The 21,766-nt window shown below is 60.4% G+C and carries 21 protein-coding genes and 1 pseudogene; 14 read left to right on the top strand and 8 right to left on the bottom strand.

Features of this window, described 5'->3' with window-relative positions; all coding sequences use genetic code 11:
• Nucleotides 1-251: 251 nt before the first annotated feature.
• The 3 genes from OGV19_RS05760 to OGV19_RS05750 form a co-directional block, all read right to left on the bottom strand.
• Nucleotides 252-2,198, bottom strand: a complete 1,947-nt coding sequence (locus OGV19_RS05760; protein ID WP_264313892.1) for a TonB-dependent receptor — start codon at nt 2,196-2,198, stop codon at nt 252-254.
• 6 nt (nt 2,199-2,204) lie between these two features.
• Entirely contained in the window at nt 2,205-2,459 is a 255-nt protein-coding gene (locus OGV19_RS05755) for a hypothetical protein (protein WP_125859177.1), read from the bottom strand.
• A gap of 71 nt (nt 2,460-2,530) precedes the next feature.
• The gene (locus OGV19_RS05750) at nt 2,531-4,243 is read right to left on the bottom strand and encodes a PepSY domain-containing protein (RefSeq protein ID WP_413470111.1); all 1,713 of its coding nucleotides are present in this window, start codon (nt 4,241-4,243) and stop codon (nt 2,531-2,533) included.
• A gap of 104 nt (nt 4,244-4,347) precedes the next feature.
• Between OGV19_RS05750 and OGV19_RS05745 the strand changes: the two genes are divergently transcribed.
• The 8 genes from OGV19_RS05745 (at nt 4,348) to OGV19_RS05710 (ending at nt 12,222) form a co-directional block, all read left to right on the top strand.
• Nucleotides 4,348-5,160 carry a TonB-dependent siderophore receptor gene (locus OGV19_RS05745; RefSeq protein WP_264312517.1) on the top strand — a complete coding sequence of 271 codons (813 nt, stop codon included), beginning with the start codon at nt 4,348-4,350 and terminating at the stop codon, nt 5,158-5,160.
• 74 nt (nt 5,161-5,234) lie between these two features.
• Nucleotides 5,235-6,284 carry a TonB-dependent siderophore receptor gene (locus tag OGV19_RS05740; protein WP_264312516.1) on the top strand — a complete coding sequence of 350 codons (1,050 nt, stop codon included), beginning with the start codon at nt 5,235-5,237 and terminating at the stop codon, nt 6,282-6,284.
• A gap of 10 nt (nt 6,285-6,294) precedes the next feature.
• Nucleotides 6,295-6,564 (top strand): hypothetical protein, encoded by a 270-nt coding sequence (locus OGV19_RS05735; RefSeq protein WP_223811848.1) that lies wholly within the window; start codon nt 6,295-6,297, stop codon nt 6,562-6,564.
• A 9-nt stretch (nt 6,565-6,573) separates the two neighbouring features.
• Entirely contained in the window at nt 6,574-7,125 is a 552-nt protein-coding gene (locus tag OGV19_RS05730; RefSeq protein WP_264312515.1) for a DJ-1/PfpI family protein, read from the top strand.
• A 294-nt stretch (nt 7,126-7,419) separates the two neighbouring features.
• Nucleotides 7,420-7,710: a c-type cytochrome gene (locus OGV19_RS05725; RefSeq protein ID WP_125859179.1), complete on the top strand. Its 291-nt coding sequence runs from the start codon at nt 7,420-7,422 to the stop codon at nt 7,708-7,710.
• Nucleotides 7,711-8,334: 624 nt separating this feature from the next.
• Entirely contained in the window at nt 8,335-10,251 is a 1,917-nt protein-coding gene (locus OGV19_RS05720; protein ID WP_264312514.1) for a TonB-dependent receptor domain-containing protein, read from the top strand.
• Between the two features lie 55 nt (nt 10,252-10,306).
• Nucleotides 10,307-10,738, top strand: coding sequence for a copper uptake system-associated protein (locus tag OGV19_RS05715; RefSeq protein WP_264312513.1), 432 nt, complete (start codon nt 10,307-10,309; stop codon nt 10,736-10,738).
• A 74-nt stretch (nt 10,739-10,812) separates the two neighbouring features.
• A complete protein-coding gene (locus tag OGV19_RS05710) occupies nt 10,813-12,222 on the top strand; it encodes a di-heme oxidoreductase family protein (protein WP_264312512.1) in 1,410 nt (469 codons plus the stop codon).
• On the opposite strand, the gene cydB (OGV19_RS05705) is transcribed toward OGV19_RS05710, so the two are convergent.
• Complete coding sequence (gene cydB / locus OGV19_RS05705; RefSeq protein ID WP_264312511.1) at nt 12,151-13,308, bottom strand: cytochrome d ubiquinol oxidase subunit II; 1,158 nt, start codon at nt 13,306-13,308, stop codon at nt 12,151-12,153. The two genes, OGV19_RS05710 and cydB (OGV19_RS05705), sit on opposite strands and share 72 nt — an antisense overlap.
• Nucleotides 13,309-13,643: 335 nt before the next feature.
• Between cydB (OGV19_RS05705) and OGV19_RS05700 the strand changes: the two genes are divergently transcribed.
• The gene (locus OGV19_RS05700; RefSeq protein ID WP_264312510.1) at nt 13,644-14,132 is read left to right on the top strand and encodes a copper chaperone PCu(A)C; all 489 of its coding nucleotides are present in this window, start codon (nt 13,644-13,646) and stop codon (nt 14,130-14,132) included.
• Between the two features lie 80 nt (nt 14,133-14,212).
• On the opposite strand, the pseudogene OGV19_RS05695 reads toward OGV19_RS05700, so the two are convergent.
• The 4 genes and pseudogenes from OGV19_RS05695 to OGV19_RS05680 form a co-directional block, all read right to left on the bottom strand.
• A pseudogene (locus OGV19_RS05695) lies at nt 14,213-14,458 on the bottom strand (LysR family transcriptional regulator); the annotation flags it as partial.
• A 75-nt stretch (nt 14,459-14,533) separates the two neighbouring features.
• Nucleotides 14,534-15,109, bottom strand: coding sequence for a putative natural product biosynthesis protein (locus tag OGV19_RS05690; RefSeq protein ID WP_264312509.1), 576 nt, complete (start codon nt 15,107-15,109; stop codon nt 14,534-14,536).
• A 78-nt stretch (nt 15,110-15,187) separates the two neighbouring features.
• Nucleotides 15,188-15,577: a DUF2946 family protein gene (locus tag OGV19_RS05685; RefSeq protein ID WP_125859188.1), complete on the bottom strand. Its 390-nt coding sequence runs from the start codon at nt 15,575-15,577 to the stop codon at nt 15,188-15,190.
• A gap of 176 nt (nt 15,578-15,753) precedes the next feature.
• A complete protein-coding gene (locus tag OGV19_RS05680) occupies nt 15,754-16,131 on the bottom strand; it encodes a DUF2946 family protein (RefSeq protein WP_264312508.1) in 378 nt (125 codons plus the stop codon).
• A gap of 294 nt (nt 16,132-16,425) precedes the next feature.
• Here OGV19_RS05680 and OGV19_RS05675 point away from each other — a divergent pair, with 294 nt between their 5' ends.
• The 5 genes from OGV19_RS05675 to OGV19_RS05655 all read left to right on the top strand — a co-directional run bounded on the left by OGV19_RS05675 (nt 16,426) and on the right by OGV19_RS05655 (nt 21,651).
• A complete protein-coding gene (locus tag OGV19_RS05675; RefSeq protein WP_264312507.1) occupies nt 16,426-17,841 on the top strand; it encodes a cytochrome ubiquinol oxidase subunit I in 1,416 nt (471 codons plus the stop codon).
• A 1-nt stretch (nt 17,842) separates the two neighbouring features.
• Nucleotides 17,843-18,850 carry a cytochrome d ubiquinol oxidase subunit II gene (gene cydB, locus OGV19_RS05670; RefSeq protein WP_264312506.1) on the top strand — a complete coding sequence of 336 codons (1,008 nt, stop codon included), beginning with the start codon at nt 17,843-17,845 and terminating at the stop codon, nt 18,848-18,850.
• Between the two features lie 12 nt (nt 18,851-18,862).
• The gene (locus tag OGV19_RS05665) at nt 18,863-19,003 is read left to right on the top strand and encodes a DUF2474 domain-containing protein (RefSeq protein WP_125861344.1); all 141 of its coding nucleotides are present in this window, start codon (nt 18,863-18,865) and stop codon (nt 19,001-19,003) included.
• Nucleotides 19,004-19,104: 101 nt separating this feature from the next.
• Entirely contained in the window at nt 19,105-19,512 is a 408-nt protein-coding gene (locus OGV19_RS05660; protein ID WP_264312505.1) for a DUF2946 family protein, read from the top strand.
• A gap of 78 nt (nt 19,513-19,590) precedes the next feature.
• Nucleotides 19,591-21,651, top strand: a complete 2,061-nt coding sequence (locus tag OGV19_RS05655) for a TonB-dependent receptor (protein WP_264312504.1) — start codon at nt 19,591-19,593, stop codon at nt 21,649-21,651.
• Nucleotides 21,652-21,766 lie beyond the last annotated feature (115 nt).

Here is a 21,766-nt window from a genome sequence, read left to right as displayed (position 1 = left end):
ATGGAACGTTTCGATGGAGATCGGGCATTTTGCCCACCAATACTGAAGCCTGCTCACCCTGCTCATGAGGTATTACTCAACGCAGGCACCGCCCGCGAAACCGCTGAAAAATGGAATATCCGCGCAGAGGACATGGATTACATCTACAACTCAGACAGCTAACTCTTAACGCACAGACCAAGCCCTCAATCGCTGTCTGTTGGATGATGGCTGCTCCGGCAGGCACAGCCAGGAACTGATCTCCCGCCGACCTAGAACTTGAAAGCGAGGCTCAGCTCAACGCTTCGTGGAGCACCGAGGTAGATCTGGGTCGCTGAATAGCCTGAGTACTCGCCATAGAACCTATCGGTGAGGTTGCGCCCGCGAAGCGTCAGGGTCGCATTCTTCATTTCATAGGCAATCGACGCGTCGAGCGTCGTGTAGCCCTCAACGAAATAGGTGTTGGCGGTGTCGGTGTAGAAGCCGCCTGAGTGCCTGACGTATGCGCCGACTGTGATTGGAACGGATTCGAAACGATAGATCAGTGCTGCATTGGCGGTTGTTCGTGGGACGTTGACCGGATGGTTGCCGGAGCGGTCAGCACCGCCTGCCTCGACAAGCTCTTCGTAATGCGCATCGACAACCGAACCCCCGAGGTCGGCCCGCAGTTGCGAGGTGAGCTGTGCCGAGCTCGTCAGCTCAACGGCGCGCGAGCGCTGTTTGCCGCCCTGCACGGTCCAGGTGCTGTCGTTGGGATTGCGCGTCAGAATATCTTCGAGGTCGATCTGGTACAGCGCACCAGTCAAGCTTGTCCGTCCGTCAAACATCGACGCCTTGAAGTCCACTTCCACGGACCGGCCCTTGGAGAGGTCGAAGTCGCCGTTGGCCGAGGAAATGAGCAAAAGCGACGAGACCGGCGTTACGGCGGTGCTGTACTGCGCATGGAGTTGGATGTCAGGGGTCAGGTTGTAGACGGTGCCTAGGCGCCAAGAGAACGGGTCATACGTGGGGCGAAATTTCTGTGCTGTGCCCAGAGTTACGTCTTCCACCGTGCGGCGCAGATTGATGTCCTCATAACGCATTCCGCCAATCAGCAGCCAGTCGTCCGTGAGGTTGAAGGCGTCCTCGGCAAAGACGGCGGTGTTGTCCATATTCGACTGATACAGCACGTTGCGCCCTGCGCCCGGCCAGTTTTGCGCGGCGCTTGAGGGGAAGCTGCCCACGTCGGGATTCCACGGGTCTACTGATGTGGTGGTCCCGTTCTGCCATGGATTGTTCAGATCGGTGTAGCTATACTCTGCTCCCACACTGAACCGGTTCCGGAATCCGCCAATAAGCTGATCAGTGCTGGCCGAGAGGCGTTCGTTCCAGAACTGGTGGTCGTAGCTGACCCGCTGCACGGTTCGGTTGAACATCCCGGTGCCGGCGTTGTAGTTCTGCTCGGAAGAAACGAAGAACTCCCTGTGAGCGGTGTAGTAGCTGATGATGTTGTTGAGGGTCCAGTCTTCGCTCAGGCGGTAGTCGGTGGTCCAGCGCCATGACGTGCTGCGCGCACCGGAGTTGGCACCGTCAGGGTTGTAGTTGCTGCGTCGCAGCGACTTGTCGATCACCAGGCCATTCTTGCTGCTCACGATGCCACTAGGGTTGCGAGCCACAGACGCCGGCACCAGTAGGGAGCCGTTGTAGGTGGAGTCGTATTCGTCATAGTCATGATCAAACGCGAAGATCATCGACAGATCGTCGTTGGGTTTGAACAGCAAGCTTGCGCTGATGTTGAGCGTGGTCGTTTCCTGGTCATCGACGTCGTAGAAACCGTCCGAATTCACGTAACTGACATCAGCACGCAGCGCCATGGTGTCGTTGAGAGGCTGATTGACGCCGATCGCAGCCCGCTTGGTTCCGAAACTCCCGGTGCTGATCAATCCTTCGAGCTTCTGCTCGTCCAGGGTCGGCTTGCGTGTGACCAGGTTCACCGCACCGCCCAGAGAGCCCTCGCCATACAGGACAGACGCGGGGCCTTTCAGTACCTCAATCTTTTCGTACTTCCAAGTGTCCATGTCGCGTGTGGTGACGGTTGAGGCAGCCACCCGCACGCCGTATTGCATAACGTTCACGGTGTTCCCGGTGAAGCCGCGCATTGAGATGACGGCCGGGTTGCCTGGCACGTTACCCACGGTCACGCCTATCACGTCGGCGAACGACTCTTTGGTGGTACGCAGCCCTTTCTACTGCATATCGGCCTGGGTCTTGGTCTCGATGGATGCTGGTGTTTCACGGGCGGTCAGGCCCAGGCGGCTACCCACGGCATTCGGGGTGTCCAGGTGCAGGCGGTCGTCAGCTTCATTGATCGGCTGACCACTCACTTGGGTCGCTGGAAGCTCAAGGTTGATGGTTGGTGCAGGTTCGGCAAGTGCGCTTTTGCAGGCCAGGGGAAGCAGGCAGGCAGCAGCGATCTGCACGGCAAGTCGCAAAGAGTTCATGGATCGTCTCGATGTAAGGTCGGAATACACGGTAGCCTCACCGATGGTGAGTGAGTTGCTCGAACGGGCCTTTACGACATCGAGCCTGCAGGTGGGGCGTGACTCATGGCTCCGGGGAATACCGGGACATCACGCGCAGCGAGACGCAGGGAAAACGGATTGCCGTAGCAGGTAGCGACGGCTCGAAGATACAGCCCAGTCTGACTCTGTGGGATGCCTGGGGTGTGGAAAAACAGTGAGCAATACCCGCAAGCATCCAGCAGGTCATGCAAATGGGCCTTTGAATGCCCATAACCATGCTCTGTGGCTGGCATGGCCATGCAGTGATCAGGCGCCTCAGCGGCTGTTACGCGCTGCACCCATGCGCTGCCCTGGCCGATCAGCGGCCCGAGCACCACTATGAGCATGGCGAAGATCGCCAAACTGATTCCAGGTTGGCGTCCTGCCATACGCATCAGATCACGGGTTTCATCCGCCGTCCTGGCGGTGGTTGCCCGTTGGGTCAGAACCAGATCAAGGGCCAGCAGCAACACTAGGCTGCCCCCCAGCTCAGGCAACGCATAACCGAGCAGCGCACCGACCACGATCAGCCCATAACGACCAGGCGTGGGGATCTCGCACCACGCTGTGAGGAGTGTTGGCTGACGTGCGATGACCGGCCGGCGCCGCCACCACATCAGGTAGCCGAGAATCACCATGAGCGCCAAGCCCAGGCCTGTCACTACCAGGATCAACTGATTAAGCGGACCGAACAGCAGCCCCATGTACACGTCGATTCCCCACCGCGTCAATTTGGCTGCGAGGGGATAATCCAAGAATCTGGCGTCGTCCACGACTTGCAGATTGTGTGGGTCGATCGATACAGCGTCGACCTGGGTCGGCAGGCCGGGCGCGATCTCCCTGACAATCCAGGCACTGGCATCATCCCGGCCCGGCTTGATCTCAACCTTGCCGGCGTTAATCCCCACCGAGCGTGCACTGTTGAGCACACCGAGGAACTGCTTGGCCTGCTGAGGTGACATGGACATGTTCATGTCCATCGCGTGGTGATTGTGCTCAGCATGCTGGTCGACCACTGCGGGTGATGTTTTAGGGCCAAGAACAGTACTGACAGTAGGCGTACCCCAACCAAACTGCGCGCGTAGTACGCCGATGTTGCCACCTGCAAAGCGTGACCAGGTGAGTCCAGTCGCCGAGAAGAACAACAACCCCAGCAGCAACCACAAGCCGGCGGTTCTGTGCAGACTGCGGATGCTTTTGCGACGCCCCGTAGCCGCAGGGTTGGCCAGCCAAAGCGCCAAGCCGCCGAGAGCGGCGACCCACAGCCAGGAAGCAGCCAGTTCGCTATAAAGACGCCCCGGATCGCCGAGCAACAGGCTTCGGTGGAACTGATCTATCGCGGTTCGCAGCGGCAACACACCGCTGGTGCCATACACATTCAGCTCTCCCAGCACCTCTGCCGTGACCGGGTCGACGAACACCGCCCGGCTCTCCGACGCCCCGTGGCTGGCGTCAGTGAACATCACCCGAGTGGTATCGCCTGCGCCCGGAGCAGGTCGCACGGCGGTGATGACCGCATGGTGCCCTGCAGCGTGCTGGGCACTTTGAATTTGTTCGTCCAACGGTTTGGCTGGACCTTGGCGCGACTTTGCAAGACATCTGCGTACAGCACGCTTTCCAGTTGCGGGGTAAATGCGTATGCCTGACTGCTGGCCTGACGCTGCATAACGTTGCGCTGGCGAGTGACACTGCCGTTGTTGCTGCTGCGCAAGCCACTCCCGCACAAGAGAGCAAGGCGAGCTGGACGCTGGAGCCTCTGATCGTTAAAGGACAGCGTACGAGTTATAGCGAAGCCAATTCGACATCGGCCACCCGCACCGATACACCGGTGAAGGAAGTACCGCAGTCAGTCCAGGTTATTACCCGCTCACTGATCGAGGAGCAGTCCAGTGCCACCCTGGGTGATGCACTGCTCAATGTATCCGGCGTCCGTCCGACCAAGCCGGAGGAAACGCTGTTCACCCAGCCCATCGTGAGGGGCTTTCCAGCAGAAATTTACATGAATGGCATGCCCGCTTTCGGCGGGACAGCCGCCTATATCGATCCCACCAGCATGATGGGTGTCGAACGTGTGGAAGTGCTCAAAGGGCCAACCTCGACACTGTATGGCGGCGGCCTGGGTGCCCCGCTGGGTGGCCTGATCAACGTGGTGAACAAGCGCCCCGAAGCCAAGCCGAGCGCATTGCTGTCAATGCGAACCGGCAGTTTCGACACCATCAACCCGGCGATTGATCTAAACACACCAATCAACGACAACAGCGCTGCCCGTCTGACTGCCGAGTACCAGAAAAACGGCAGTTGGATTGACCAAGTCGAGGGTGAGCGCTGGTCTATCCAACCGAGCATTGCCTTCAAGCTATCTCCTGACACAGAGCTGCTGCTGCGCGGCCAGTACGACAAACGCAGCCAGTTGGAGTACTCAGGCCTGCCGGCAGAGCAAGCGCTGCGCGGGCAGATTGACCGCAATGCTTTTCCTGGTGCAGGCCGTGGTCAGCCGCATACCACCATCGAAAACCGCCTGAGCGCTGCGGAACTGACCCACCACTTCAACGACGACACGCGCCTGACCGTCACCGGTCAGTCTTACGAAATGCAGGCACGGGACTATGGCAGTTGGGCCTTGGGTGCAACTGATCGGTAGCGGCTCCGACGACCTACTCGATCTACAAGCTCTACCTGCCGGGCAGTGTTCGTGAAAGTACCCTGGACGCCAACTTGGCGTTCAACGTCGACGCGCTCGGTGGAAAGCATGAGCTATTGGTAGGGGCAACCTACGACAGCACGCACTTCTGGTCAGCGATGTCGGGTGCCGAGTATGTCGGTGAGCTGGATCTGACCAATCCCATCTATGACTTGGACTACGGTACGACCCCGCTGCTTTCGGCGGGCAGCGCAACGACGAATGATTACCGAGCCAGCGCGCTTTATCTGCAGGATCAGGCCACCTATGGACGCTGGCACCTCCTGGCGTCCTTGCGTTTCACAAGTATCGATCTCAAACAGGAAGGAGTTGTCGGCGATATCGACAAGCGATACCACCGTGCTACGCCACGGTTTGGCGTCACCTATGACTTGACCGACAGCCTGGCCCTGTATGCTGCCTATGCGGAAGGTTTTCGCGGTGCGTTCAACTTCACCGGGCTGGAGGCACCCAAGCCCGAGCTTTCCCGCAACTACGAAGCTGGTGTGAAACTCGCGTTCACCGATATTGGCCTGTCTGGCACCCTCGCGCTTTTCGAGCAGACAAGACGCAAAGTTGCGACCCTCGACCCCGACCCGGCCAACGCGGTGATGGGCTATAGCGTGCAGAGTGGAGAACAACGGGCCCGCGGCTTCGAAACGTATTTGACCTGGGAGCCGACGCCAGCCGTGTCGATTCTCGCCAACTACGCCTATACCCAGGCCGAAGTCCGCGAGGACAACTCCATTCCCGCGGGTGACGGCCTGCCAAGGGTTCCGAAGCACAGTGGTCGCCTGGCCGCTCGCTACCGCATTCTCGATGGCGCCGCCAAAGGCCTTTCTTTCGGCGTGGGCGTCACAGCGCTCAGTGCCCGCGAACTGACCCTGCCCAACACCGTATCAGTGTCTGGTTACGCGCTTCTCGACGCTCAGGCCTCCTACGACTTCGACCGTTACAGCGTGTCGCTGTCGGGTGTGAACCTGGCTGGACGCAAAGTCTTCGAAACTTACCAGTACTTGGGCTCGCCATTGGTGCTGCGAACGCAGCCTCGCTCGGCGTACGTCACCCTTAGTGCTCGCTTTTAAGGACCTCGACATGATCGACAACCAACGCCGCAACCTGCTGCTTGGCGCCTTACTGGCCCCGCTGATGAGCAATTCTACCCTGGCCGCCAGTGCATCCGGGTCGATGCCCCATGCACATGCCATTCCCAGCATGGGATCCGAGATGGACAAGGTGAAGTGGATGGGCGATGAGCAGATCGGCATGCTGGTGTATCCCGGCATGACGGTAATGGATCTGATCGGCCCGCACTGCATGTTCGGCTCGCTCATGAGCGCGAAAATCTACATCATCGCCAAATGACTTGACCCGGTGACCAGTGATGCCGGATTGACGGTAATTCCAGACACGACCTTTGAAACCTGCCTGCGCGATCTGACCGTGCTGTTTGCACCCGGCGGCACCGACGGCACCCTGGCCGCTGCATCAGACCCAGCGACCCTGGAGTTCTTCGCCGACCGTGGTGCCCGTGCCAAATACATCACCAGTGTGTGCTCGGGTTCGCTGATCCTGGGGGCTGCCGGATTGCGCAAGAGTTACAAGGCTACCTCGCACTGGTCCTGTAGAGATGCGCTGGCCGGGTTTGGTGCAATCCCGACTGATGCGCGCGTCGTTCGCGACCGCAACAGGATCATCGGTGCAGGGGTTACCGCTGGTTTGGACTTCGGCCTCTCCATGGTGGCCGAACTGCGGGACCAGACCTACGCCGAGTGCGCACAACTGATGAGCGAGGACGACCCCGAGCCGCCGTTCAACGCAGGCTCGATGAAGACGGCCCCGGCAGGCGTGCAAATGGCAATGATCGATCTGGTGGCTGACTTCAGCACAAAAGCTGCAGCGCTCGCCGCAGCGAGTAAAGGATAAAGGTAGCCCTTTCACGAAAGACGCCTTTCGAGACGCAGATAGACAAAAGCCGGGGCGGTACGCCATCCCGGCTTTTGTTTGACCCGATGAAAAACCCTGCCAAGAGTAAAACACCGGATCAGGTCCAACTTAGCACGGCTTCCGAGCGATGCAGGCCTGCGACACCCTGCCGCACCGCTCATCACAATCTGCCGGACCACGTTCCCCCCGCACCTGTGCGGCTGGAGGTCGCACCTGACAGATCCCACTGCCCTCATAGATTCTGGATTTCCGAAAAAACTTGAGAAATTGGTCATGAAAAAAACACTGACGCTGCTTGTTTGCCTGGCAATCGCCAACCTGGCCCAAGCGGCTCAAGATCCGGAGACGGTATTCAACCGCTCCTGCCAGATGTGCCACAACGGCCTGCTGCCCATGGCGCCAAAGAAAGGCGACCACGAAGCCTGGAAACCTCGACTGGCAAAGGGCGACGAGGTGCTGATCAAGCACGTGACTGAGGGGTTCAACGCGATGCCGGCACGCGGTTTGTGCGTGGACTGTACGGCAGAAGACTACAAGGCTGTCATCGATTATATGTCCAGATAACCCCGGAACCGGTATCCCCCTGGCGGTCAGCTGCACTAGGAGCAACTCAGCTGCGGCAGGCTGTCGCACCTGGCGTAAACGCGAAGCATTGCTAAAGTGCCCCATCGCCCCCAACAGCAGCGGCCATCGAGCAATGGATATGCATCGACAAACAGAACGCCGCCGCTCAATAGCCTGGACGCTCTACGCCAGCCTTCTGTTCGCCGTGCTTCATTGCGGCCTCGGGCATGGCCAGGTAATCGGCCTGATCCCAAATGGCATGGGCGGAGCGTTCTGCGGCCAGGGTGTAGCGACGCTCAATCCCTACAGTGTCGCCCCTTGGCTTGGCGACACCTTGGCAAGCGGCAGCACGATCGACTGTCCACTGTGTAGCCCCACCGGCCTTGCGTTCACATCTCGGCTTCCAGTCCCTCCCGTCGCCCACCTAGACAACGCGTTACCCCTCACCTTGCCCGTGGCCTGGCCGCGCCAGCTTTGGCTTGCAGCCAACCCACGCGCCTCACCTACAGAAGCCTGACCAAGGCTCATACCCAATCGTGCACCGAGCTTGATGACCATGGCGAATAGTCATGCGCACAAGACAGGCCCGTCACGGCTGTATTTCGCAACAGGAATATCCAGAGCATGAATAACAAAACACTTTGCTGCGCTGCCGCACTCGCCTTTTCCAGTGGAGCCACGCTGGCTCAGACCAACACGATGGAGTTGGCCGAAACCTCGGTGGTCGGCACCTCGGTCATCGATCAGAACAACGTCGACAGCTTCGGCAGCCTGACCACTGTGGTCGGCCAGGAGCAAATCCGCGACCTCAATGCCTTGGACCTGTCCTCGGCCCTGCGTCGCACACCTGGTGTGGTCGTATCGCGCTTCAACCCGGTCGGCTCGTTCGGCGGTGCCGAGGGTGGAGCCGTGTACATCCGTGGCATGGGCGCCAGCCGCCCGGGCAGCGAGATCAAAACCTACATCGACGGCGTGCCGTTCTACATGGGTGTCTGGGGCCACCCACTGCTGGACCTGCTGCCGATCAACGCGATGCAGAGCATCAGCGTTTACAAAGGCCCTCAGCCGCAGAAGTTCGGCAACACCTTCGCGGCCATCGACCTGACGCCCAAGGTCGCCGAACAGGGCGACAACCACCATGGGGAGCTGCAACTCACCGGCGGCAGCTTCCGCACGGCCACCGAACAAGCCAGCCTGATTGGCCGGGAAGGCGATTTCGATTACCTGCTGGCCCAAGGTGCAGCCCACTCCGACGGTGACCGCAGTGACGGTGATGGCCGGCTGAACAATGGCATGGCGCGCTTGGGTTATCGGCTGAATGAGAACTGGAGCAGCGGGTTGCTGCTGCTGCATGCCAACAACCAGGTCTCCGACCCCGGCCAGAAGGGCCTGCCGGAAACCAAGAATGGTGAGTTCAATACCCGCGGCACGCTCGCTTCACTGTCCTTGGCCCACAATCACGAATGGGGCGATGGCAGCCTCAAGGTCTACCACAACGAAGGTCGTGGCTCAGCCCTTGACCAAACCGGCCTGGACGGCGACACCATCAGTGATTTCACCCTGCAGGGCATTCGCTGGGAAGAGCAATTGCGCCCGTGGCAAGGCGGCGAAGTGGCCTTGGGCCTGGACATCGACGAGAGCAAGGGCGAGGTCCACTTCAAACGCATCGCCCCGGCGCCACAAGCGAAGTTCGACGCGCCCACTCTACGCGTGACGTCGCCGCACGTCGCAGTCAGCCATGCCTTTGCCCTAAACGATACCTGGACCCTGACCCCGTCGGCGGGCGTACGCACGTATGAGCACAACGTGTTCGACAACGCCACCGCCCCGCACGCAGGCCTGCTGCTGTCATCGAATAATGTCGAATTCCGCGCCAACGCCTCGCGCGGCATCAACTACCCCGGCCTGGAAGCCTCGGTGATGTCGAGCCTGATCCCGGCGCTGGGTGAAACCTGGAAGGACCTGAAGCCCGAGAAAGTCGACCACCAAGAACTGGGCGTGCGCTTCAACCCCATCGACAGCGCCACCCTGGACCTGGCGGTGTTCAAGGACAAGCTGCAGGACCGCTACCTGTTCGCCTTCCCGCCATCGGTGTCACGCCCGTCGTATATCAACCTGGGTGACTACAACATCAAGGGCGCCGAAGCCACCTGGCAGCAACGCTGGACCAGCAACTGGAGCAGCTTCGTCGGTTTCACCTGGCTCGATCCATCGCTCAAGACCCTGCCCTACGCGCCGCAGAAATCGCTGTCGCTGGGCACCACCTACGAGACCGGGCCTTGGCGCCTGTCGGCTGATGCGCAGTACCAGAAGGACATGTACGTGCTGGCCGAGGAACGCACCGCCGGCGCCAGCAACTTCTCCAAAGTCGATAGCTTCACCGTGGTCAACATGCGCGTGGGCTATGCCGTGCCGGCGCTGGGCAAGGTCGGCGAAGTGTTCGTCGCCGTGGAGAACCTGTTTGACCGTGATTACGCCTACCGCACCAACTACCCGATGCCCGGCACTTCGGCGCAATTGGGTGTGAAGATGGGCTTCTGAGGCCCGCCACCGGACGCTGCCGACAGCCGTCGGCAGCCTTACAAGGAACAAGCATATGAAAGCACCGATCCTTGCCCTTCTGCTGGCCTGCAGTCCGCTGCTGGCTACGGCCGATACCGCCAGCGAGCAGCAGAGCATCCAGCAACTGATGCGACACAACTTCGAACGCCCAGATTCGCCGCTGGACGTGGGCCCGGTTACCGTGCAGGACGACTATGCGGTAGCCGGTTGGTTACAGGACCAGCGCGGCGGACGTGCCCTGTTGCGCAAAGGGCCTCACGGCTGGCGCGTGGTGTTGTGCGCAGGCGACTCACTGCTCGACCCGGCGACCCTGCGCAGCGCCGGGCTCAATGAACAGGACTCGGCCCAGCTGAGCCAGGCAGTACGCCAGGCCGAGAGTGAACAGCCAATCGAGCGGGTCAAGCAGTTCGCGCTGTTCCAGGGCGTGGTCAAGGTCGACAAGGACGCCGCTCACGGCAACCACTGATCCTCATCTCCCAGGGCCGGCGGGCTCTGTCTGCTGGCCCCGCCCCTTACACCTGAAGATTTACGAGCTACCCCATGCGCACCTTTCCCCTTTTCGCGGCAGCACTGGCCAGCCTGCTGGCTGGCTGCGGCGATCCACATGACAGGCCTGAGCCTGGCGAACACTTGCCCGGTGGCGCCACCACGGTACAACGTGCAGACAAGGATGCCTTCTCGATGCCTGCCGCGAACCTCTCGCCCACCAGGCGGATGGACTTCTTCGTCGGCAACGCCTTCTTTCGCGGTAGCTGGCATACGGCTCGCGATGATCAACGAAAAGGCGGCCGAGTAGGCCTGGGGCCTTTGTTCAACACCGATGCCTGCCAGAGTTGCCATATAAAGGATGGCCGTGGTTTCCCGCCTGGGGAGGCCAGCAGCACACCTGCGCTGTCCTCGCTGGTACGCCTATCGATCCCACCGAGCGCCGAGCAAGCCGCATTGATTGAGCGCCTTGGCGTTGTCCCCGAGCCCACCTACGGGGCGCAACTACAAGATGAAGCCATAGACGGACACGCGCCGGAAGGCCGAGTCCAATTGCACTATGAACCCTACGCCATCAAGCTTGCCGACGGCCAAACGGTCACACTGCGCAAGCCTTCTTTCACCATCGTCCAACTGGGTTATGGTCCGATGCATCCTCAGACGCAAATGTCATTGCGCGTAGCACCGCCAATGATCGGGCTTGGATTGCTGGAGGCTATCAACGACAGCGACCTAGAGCAGAACGCTGCGCTTCAGTCTGAGGCCAGAGGCCCGGTGCGTGGCCAACTCAACAAAGTCTGGGACGACTTGCACCAGCAAACACGCATTGGTCGCTTTGGCTGGAAAGCCGGCCAGCCTACGTTGGACCAGCAGAATGCCCACGCCTTTGCTGGAGACATGGGGCTGACCAGCAGCCTGCTGCCCACCGACGACTGTACCGAGCGTCAATCCGCATGCCGCGAGGCGCCCCAAGGGGGATCCCCGGAAGTCAGTGACAAGATTCGCGACCAAGTGCTGTTCTACACCCGGACCCTAGGCGTACCTGCGCGCAGAGATGCCGAGTCACCCCAAGTGCTCAAGGGCAAGAGCGTGTTCCATACCGCAGGGTGCGCGGCCTGCCATCGTCCATCCTACGTGACCGGGGAACACGCACTCCCGGAGCTTTCCGGGCAACAGATCTTCCCCTACACCGACCTGTTGCTGCATGACATGGGTGAAGGGCTGGCGGATCACCGTGGTGAGTTCCTTGCTAATGGCCGGCAGTGGCGAACGCCGCCGCTATGGGGTTTAGGGCTGACCGCCACAGTCAGTGGCCATACACAATTGATGCACGATGGCCGGGCCCGTGGTGTGCTGGAGGCGATCCTGTGGCATGACGGCGAAGCACGTAAGTCACGCGATGCGGTGATCGCCATGGATCGCGGGCGACGCGAGGCGTTGCTGGCGTTCCTGAATTCGCTGTGAAATTTTGCATTTGGGCGATGACTGTATCGGACGGTTCCGGTCCCTGAGGCCGGCGCCTACCGTATAGGCCAGTAGCATCGGCATCAGTACGCTGGCCAAAATCAACATTAGCCCCAACGTCTTTTCGCCGCTTGCGGCATTCCAAACGGTCAAACTGGCCGAGAGCTGCACACTGGACGGAATGATGAAGGGAAACAATGCCACGCCGATGCTGCACAACATCATGACGATGGTCAGCCCACTGCCGACCACGGCCATACCTGCTCGACCTCGCACAATACTGTAAAGGCTCAGGACCGTGCCGCTGAGGGCCAGCAAGGGTGCCAGGCAAGCCAAGGGCCAGGCGCTGAAGTTGCCCTGCCAGCCTGCATTGCCCGGCAGTACAACGCTCTGGCCAGGGCTGCACAGCGTATGGGAGTGGACTGATGCTGCAAGCCTGTAGCCGCGTATATCCGCCGCTAGCCACAGCGCAGCTGCAGTGAAACAGACCAGGAACACGACACCCGCACGCCATGCAATTCGGCGAGACACTTTGCGCAAGGCGTTACTACCGCGCAGCATCACCCAGGTGGCGCCTAGCTGGCAGAACATGCTTAGGCTGATGACTCCGAGGAGCAGTGCGAAAGGCCTGAACAGACCAGAGAACGTACCGTGAAACTGACTGGCTGCCAGCGCGCAGCGACTGAATGGCAATCCGAGGAAAAGGTTGCCCAACACGACGCCGATCAGCGCGGCGGGTATTAAACCGATTACCAGAGCACTCCAAGCCCCGAACGGTCGCAAAGACGACCCGTTGGATTGGCGCAACAATAAGAGCACACCCATGAGGCCACCCCCTACGCAAGGTAGTAAGCCCAGCGATGGCCAAATCACCACAATCGCGGAACACAGGGCTAGCAGCCAGAACAAAGTAATGTGCTGAGGCCAGTTGAACGGTCGAGTCTGTTGCGAAATAGCAGCACTCTGCGCTGCCATGAATGGCGTCAGGACACGCGCCCCCAGATCCAGACCTTCAAGCAAAGCAAAGCCAATCAGCAGACCACCGATCAATAGCCACCAGAAAAATTTCAGCAGTTCGTAGTCCATGGCTGGACTCCCCAGCGTAAAAAAAAGCGGCCCGCCAATGGACGGGCCGCTGTCGTGTACCTGTACTGCACCGTGGATGGGAAAACGGCATATCAGGCACTTGGAGATGCTAGGCGTTGACGGCGACGCCCCCAACTGCGACGCGCCGCCGCACCCTGGATAAAACCCCAATGATTTTCGTATCGGTCCGTTGGCACAGCATTGAATGCGGCAGAATGTCGCATGACAGGTCTTTGAAATGACCGACATCACATAGGATTAACAGCAACTATACTTTTCTCCTTGGCAACATTAATGACGGGATTCCGTCATAGATAACCGCTAAGGAGTATTCGATGAAATCGATCCCGAGTTTCGGTCTCGGCAAGGGCAAACATCTGATAATCGGCCTACTGCTGGCTGGTTTTGGCACTGCCGCGCTGGCCGATGTCAACGTCACGGTTGAAGACGCCTGGGTCAGGGCGTCGGTACCGGGTCAAGCTGCCACTGGTGCCTTCATGCGTCTTACTGCAAGCGAGGACTCAAAACTTACGGCAGCGAGTTCGCCAGTGGCAGGTACCGTAGAAATACATGAGATGCATATGAAGGGCGATGTGATGAGCATGGCTCGCGTTGCAAGTATCGACCTCCCAGCAGGCAAGTCGGTGTCGCTCGATACTCACGGCTACCACATCATGCTGATCAACCCGAAAGCGCCGATCGAAGCCGGCGCGACAGTATCGCTGACCCTGACGGTGGTTGACGGTGGTGGCAAGCAGACCTCGGTCAAGGTCGATGCGAAGGTACGTCCTCTGGCCAGCGGCGAAGAGGACATGCCGCACTAACAGTGCACTTTATGGCCAAAATGCACCAGGGGCTGGCGAGCCTGACCCAACATGGGCATCTCCAGCCGCTGCTGCAGCACTTCGGTCTCTGCAGTTTCCACCAATTCGAGGATCAGCAGGCAACGTTTGTGATATCGCATGCCTGCCTCCGTCAAGGCAATTCGGCGTGTGGTGCGATTCAGCAGCCGGGTTGTCAGGTGCGCCTCAAGGCTGGAGAGTATTCGGGAAACGCTGGCAATGCTGGTATCCAGGCGCTCAGCCGCACTGGTCAGGCTTCCTGCCTGGACAACGCAACTGAACACACGCATGGCTTGGAGTACATCCATAGTCGCTATCTCGGTTGAATTAGAGTTCACAGGTAGAGCGGGGCTGCTCAAGGCTGCCCCGAGCGTAATCAACGCTTAGCCGGGCACTGGTAGCCAGCGCCGAAACCGACTCCCTCCCTTGGCGCTAAGCGGACTCCAAGAGAACTCCCAAGGTGGTCGTGGCAGGTCCTCAACCTCGTCCCACGTCGACATCAGCGGCCGTGCGCCAGACTTCCACTCCACTATTCGCTCGCCCATCGGCTGCCACGCCAAGACTAGTCCACGAGCCTGCGACACGTCGGTGGTTACCCACAGCGCTGCGGCGGCCACCATAAGCGCTTCGATATGTTCCTCACTCACTCGGGACTTGTATGGCGAGCTCAGCAACCAACGGCAGACACTGATGTAATACGTCCAATCCAGCGTCGGATGGTGCCGATAGGCCCAGGTCATGAAGCGCCGGAACAACTCCAAGCCTTCTGGTGGATCAAGCCTGAGCAGGCTCGGGCAGACATCGAACAAGGTGTGCCAATAAGGTAACAGGCGCGCATCAAGGGTGACGAAGCTGCGGGCATTGCAGGGATAGTCGGGAAACGGCAGGAGAAAATCGCCATTACGCGAAGCGCGAACAGCGGGCACCAGCAGAGCGGAAGATGTCATGACACGAGTCATCGTGTACTCCTGGATACAGATAGCCTTTGACATGCCGGTGTCCCCGTTCAGGGGGCACGGCATGGGTTCCTTGTCAGGTCAGGCGATCAGCATCGGGGAGGCACGTGGGTTTATCGACGGCCAGCAGTGCCGAGGCGAGCATGCCAGAGCGACCCGCACCAGCGCGGTCGGCAATGCCTGGACAGGTGCCGTGGGCAAGACCAATGCGGCAGGCAACGGCGCCGGGCCTCCCTGCGCGCAGCAGCAGTGTCCAGGATCGGATGCCTTCGGGCTGAGGTTCCCATCCTTGTCTGCAAGCGCTGGCTGCACACCACCCGACGAGCAGTAGCTGCCCGCCAGCAGTTGGGCCAGGCTCAAGTCGCCCAAGGTGCTGGCCATAGGCAACGCCAGCACTTTGAGCAACATAGCCAGCAGTGCCGCGACCCAGAGGTTATCCCAGGTACGCGGGCGCAGGCCGCAGCGGTTCATATTCACGCCTCGGCAGATTGCGAGGGCGTGGAGATCCAATCAGGCATGATGGTTTCTCTCAAACGACGGTGATGTCAGCCGCCAGGTCCGTGAGGGATATGCCGCAGGCATACGCCACGGACCCGCCAACCGGAAAGCGGGCAGAGGCCCGCCCCAGCGCCAGGGCGCAGGCAGTGTCAGAGAGGGGAAGCGCGGGGGTTGGACGAAGGCCAGCAATAGCGGGGAGGCGCTTGGCTGCGGACCTCGCGCATGATCGGACGGTTATTAGCAATGGCCAGCAGCCAAGCGACACCGATCAGGAATACCAAGGTCAGAAAAGCCGCCGAGCCCATTGGGCAACTGAACGGAATGCTCAAGTCGCCCGTCAGGGCGCTGTCCTGCTTGGCCTTCATTGAGGCGATATCGCCACCGAGGCTGCAGAAGGCACCACCGAACCCATTCAGCGCCAGCCCCACTGCCTGCCCGTGGGCAAGGCCACAGCCAAGCACATTGAACAGGACACAGAAGTACAGTGCCAAGGCAATGAGGGGTCGGTTTGAAGGCGGACGGTTCATGGGCAGCGACTTTAGCATCTAACACTGCCAGCTTGAAGCTCGACCTTTGACTTGCACCCAGTGCGACAGAGCGCCACACCACAAGCCAATAGCACCGTAAAAGATCCATAGGCCAATCGCCGGGACAGATTGTCGCAGTTGGCCTAATGGGGCTCAGTCAATACAGTGGCGCCGCCATGGCGATGTCCAAACTGAACCTTCCTTACACCCCCGCGCAGAACCGATCAGGACCCGGCCCCTGCATCCAGAAACTGGCGCTCTTGCGCACTGCCCCCCGTGAGGCTTTTCATCATCATGAACGTGCTCGATGCGCTAGACCTGGCTCGAATCCAGTTCGCCTTCACCGTTTCCTTCCACATCCTGTTCCCCGCCATCACCATCGGCCTTGCCAGTTACCTGGCAGTGCTCGAAGGGCTGTGGCTGCGTTCGAACCAGCAGGTCTACCGTGACCTCTACCACTTCTGGTCGAAGATCTTCGCCGTCAACTTCGGCATGGGCGTGGTGTCCGGCTTGGTCATGGCGTACCAGTTCGGCACCAACTGGAGCCGCTTCTCCGATTTCGCCGGTGCTATTACCGGCCCGTTGCTGACCTATGAAGTGCTCACCGCGTTCTTCCTGGAGGCAGGCTTCCTAGGGGTTATGCTGTTTGGCTGGAATCGCGTCGGCCGTGGCCTGCACTTCTTCTCCACGGTGATGGTCGCGCTCGGCACGCTGGTCTCGACCTTCTGGATTCTCGCCTCCAACAGCTGGATGCAAACGCCCCAGGGCTATGAAATTGTCGATGGCCGGGTGATTCCGGTGGACTGGCTGGCCGTCATCTTCAACCCATCATTTCCCTACCGCCTGATGCACATGGCCACGGCCGCGTTCGTTGCCACAGCGTTCTTCGTCGGCGCCTCGGCGGCCTGGCACCTGCTGCGTGGGCGTGACAACCCGGCCATCCGCAAGATGCTGTCGATGGCCATGTGGATGGCCCTGATCGTGGCGCCGGTGCAGGCGATCATTGGCGATTTCCATGGACTTAACACCCTAAAGCACCAGCCGGTGAAAATCGCGGCGATCGAAGGCCACTGGGAGAACAAACCGGGTGAGCCGACACCTTTGATCCTGTTCGGCATCCCCGACATGAAGGCCGAAACCACTCGCTTCAAAGTCGAGATCCCGGCGCTCGGCAGCCTGATCCTGACCCATAGCCTGGACAAGCAGGTGCCGGCGATGAAGGAGTTCCCGCCTGAGGACCGGCCCAACTCGACCATTGTCTTCTGGTCGTTCCGGGTCATGGTCGGCCTCGGCTTGCTGATGATCTTCGTCGGTCTGTGGAGCCTGTGGCTGCGCAAGCGCGGCACGCTCTACACCTCGCGCCCGTTCCTGTACCTGACGTTGTGGATGGGCCCGTCCGGGCTCGTGGCGATCCTCGCCGGCTGGTTCACCACCGAAATCGGCCGCCAGCCGTGGGTGGTGTATGGCTTGCAGCGCACCGCCGATGGCGTGTCGAACCATGACGCCACGCAGCTCAGCATCACCTTGGTGACGTTCGTGGTGGTGTACTTCGCCCTGTTCGGCACCGGCCTTGGCTACATGATGCGCCTAGTGCGCAAAGGGCCGAAACCTGGCGAGGGCGACCACCACACCCCAGGCGGCCCAGGCCAGCAACATACCCCGGCGCGGCCGCTGTCCGCCGCCGACGATTATCAGGCAGAGGTGAACTGACATGGGCATCGACCTTCCACTGATCTGGGCGGTGATCATCATCTTCGGCGTGATGATGTATGTGGTGATGGATGGCTTCGACCTGGGGATCGGCATGCTCTTCCCCTTCGTCAAGGACGAGCGTGACCGGGATGTGATGATGAATACCGTCGCCCCGGTATGGGACGGCAACGAAACCTGGCTGATCCTCGGCGGTGCAGCCCTGTTCGGCGCCTTTCCGCTGGCCTACGCGGTGGTGCTGGAGGCACTCTACCTGCCGCTGATCCTGATGCTGATCGGCCTGATCTTCCGGGGCGTGGCGTTTGAATTCCGCTTCAAGGCCAAACCCGCCAAGCGCCACCTCTGGGACAAAGCCTTCATCTGGGGCTCGCTGGTCGCGACCTTCTCCCAAGGTGTTGCCCTAGGCGCCTTCATCGAAGGCATCAAAGTGGTCGAGCGCAAATACGCTGGAGGTGCGCTCGACTGGCTCACACCGTTCAGCCTGTTCTGCGGGCTTGGCCTGGTGGTCGCCTACACCCTGCTCGGTTGCACCTGGCTGGTGATGAAGACCGAAGGGCCGCTGCAGCAACGCATGCACGATGTTGCCAGGCCCCTGGCGCTGGTGCTGCTGGTGGTGATCGCCGTGGTCAGCCTGTGGACACCGCTGGCCTACCCGCAAATCGCCGCCCGCTGGTTCAGCATGCCCAACCTGTTCTGGTTCATGCCGGTGCCGATCCTGGTACTGGTGACGTTCTACGGGCTGCTACGTGCCGTGGCACGCAACGCGCACTACACGCCGTTCTTGCTGACCCTGGCACTGATCTTCCTGGGCTATAGCGGCCTTGGCATCAGCCTGTGGCCAAACATCATTCCGCCGTCGATCAGCATCTGGGAGGCCGCAGCGCCGCCGCAGAGCCAAGGCTTCATGCTGGTGGGCACACTGTTCATCCTGCCTATCATCCTCGGCTACACGTTCTGGAGCTATTACGTGTTCCGCGGCAAGGTGACCCATGAAGACGGCTATCACTAGGAGCCCAACGTGATGACACCCAGTGTGAAGCAACCGATGTGGCGCCGCCTTGCCTGGCTGATGCTGATCTGGGCAGGCAGCGTTGCAGCGCTGGGTCTGTTCGCTTGGCTGATCCGACTGTTCATGATGGCCGCCGGCATGCGCAGCCATTGAGCCCTCGCCGTGGTGCGCCTGCGACAAAAAGGCGCACCACGGAACTTGTACAGCCCGCAACGGATGCGGCTTAATACGCGCCACATTCGTTCGGGTGACTCATGCTTACACGTGCACGTGCACATCTTTGTCTGTTCGCCTGCTTCGCCGTGCTGTTCAACCTGCTGGCGATGCCGCTCGACCGTGCCTTGCAAACACCCCGTATCGACAGCCAATCGCTGATTTTCGGCAGCTTCTGCAGCTTGCACGGCGCGCAGAGCCTGCCCAAGTCACTGCTGGCCCAGCTCAAGGCCGAGCTGCCGCAACTCGATGATCAGCCGGAAATGAAACACCAGGCTGGCGACTGCTGCTGTGGCCATGCCGGGCATGCCTTACTGGCCAGCGACTACTATCGTCACCTGTTCCCCCGCTTCTGGCCCGATGCACTCCTGCTCGGTGACAGCCACAGGTTGCCACTGCCACGCGAGCAGTGGCCAAAGCTGAACCCCCGCGCCTCTCCCCTGGCCTGACCCGTCGCTGATTGCCAACGGCTGCGCCGTGACCTGCGGTGCGTAGCCCTGCTCGACTGTCTAGCCAGGAAACCTTTCATGCCTGCGTTGTATAGCACCGCCCGTGCGGTATTCCCGCTGTTTGCCCTTACCTGTGTTACAACCCTGACCCCTCTGTCGATGGCTGTGGCCGAGACGTTGCCCAGCCAAAACGCGACCTTGATCCTCGGAGCGGTCTCCGTGACCGGCACGCAGAGCGGCCCGCTGGCCACCAGCAGCGTGCTCAGTTCGGTGGACATCCTGGGGGGCGATATCCTCGAAAAGATGCCCGTGACCTACAGCTGGGAACTGTTCAGTCGTGCGCCAGGGGTGCTGTTGACCGAGTTCAACCAGGGCACCACCTCGGGCAAGTTGTCGTTCCGCGGTTTCAATGGCGAAGGCGAAGTGAACGCGGTGAAGCTGCTGATCGATGGCATCCCCAGCAACACCAACGACGGCAACATGCCTTTCATCGATTCGGTGTTCCCCTTGGACATCGACAGCATCGAAGTGGTACGCGGTACGAGCGACCCGCGTTATGGCCTAAACAACATCGCCGGTAACGTCAACATCAATACCCGCACGGGTGGCAACTACAACAAGGCGCGTCTGCGCTACGGCAGCTTCAACACCCGCGAAGTGCAACTGGCCAAGGGCATCGAGACCAGCAACTGGACACAGAACTACTTCTTCGGCCGGCAGCAGGTCGACGGTTATCGCGAGCATGGCGACACCGAGCGCTACAGCTTTGGCGGCAAGTGGTTCTACACCCCTGACAATGGCAGCTACCGCGTCGGGCTGATCGCGCGTCATTACGAGTCCGAAGCCCAGGAGGCCGGTTACCTGACCGCGGATGACGCCCGCCGCCATCCGCGCATGACCAATGACTACAACGCCACGGACAAAGGTACTCGGCGAATGAACCAGGTCAGCGTGCACTTCGACACCGACCTGGCCGAGACCCTGTCCTGGTCGGCCAAGACCTACCTCAACACCTATGACGACCGTCGCTGGACGCAGTACTGGCGCACCAGTTCACAGCAGGAGCGCGACACCTACGAGGATCAGTACGGCGCCATCACCTCGCTGACCTGGAGGCCAGAGGTGGACTGGTTGCATGCGTTTACCCTAGAGGGCGGCAGCGATATGCAGAAGCAGGAAAACCGTAGCGAGCGCTATCGCACCGTCAGTCGTGTGCGCCAAGCGCAGACCCGCTATCAGGACTTCGATTTCAATACAGTCGGGGCCTACGTGCAGGCCGAAATCGAGCCGATCGAGTCGTTGAAAATCGTCCCGGCGTATCGCGTTGACAAGATCAGCGGTGATTTCACCAACAAGATGACCGGGCAGGGCTACGACATCAACGACTATGGGCTGATCAAGCAGCCCAAGCTCAGCATTGTCTATTCGCCGTGGACGTTCGCCAGCGTGTACGCCAACTGGGGACGCACCTTCCAGGTCGGGACAGGCGCTGCCGCCTACAAAGTGCCGCCGCGCAACGAGGACCTTGCCCCATCGATCAACGAAGGCTGGGAAACCGGCGTCAAGTTCACCCCGTCCAGTTGGGTCGATGGTCGCGTGGCTTACTGGCGTCAGGACGCGACTGGCGAAGTGAGCCGTCGTCTGAACGACCCGAGCGGCGAGTCTGACAACGTCGGCGAAACGCGTCGTTGGGGGTACGACCTGCAGATAAATCTGCATCCTGACGAGCGTACCGAGGTGTGGATGTCGTACTCCTGGCAGTACTCGAAGATCCTTGAGCCCAGCAGCGCGCTGCCTGGCAGCAAGGGCAAGGAAATCGACCACGTGCCGCACCACCTTTGGAATACCGGTATCAGTTACCAGGCCACCCCGGCGCTGCAACTGACAGCCTGGGCGAACGGGCAAACCAACTACTACCTGGAACGCGAGAACACGCAGGGCACCTATGGCGGCTACGTGCTGATGAACCTTGGTGCGACCTACAAGCTCAGCGAGACGATGAGCGTGGACCTGCAGCTGAAAAACCTGACCAACCGTTACTACGAGTATGTCTGGTTTGACCCAGATGGGGCGGATGCCTCACTGCACTCACCCGGTGATGGCCGTGCAGTCTATGCCGGACTGACCTTCGATTTTTGAGTGGTGGGCGCTTTCGGTTTTCACTGAAGCGAGCTATGGTTGGATCGGTCGAGGCTCTCGGTTGGAGCCTCGTCTGCGGTCAGACCGAATCCACTCAAGGGAATGAGCAATGCAA

The sequence above is a fragment of the Pseudomonas putida genome (genome assembly GCF_025905425.1).
In the GTDB taxonomy this organism is placed as follows: domain Bacteria; phylum Pseudomonadota; class Gammaproteobacteria; order Pseudomonadales; family Pseudomonadaceae; genus Aquipseudomonas; species Aquipseudomonas putida_AF.
This window is presented reverse-complemented; position numbering and strand designations above follow the sequence as displayed.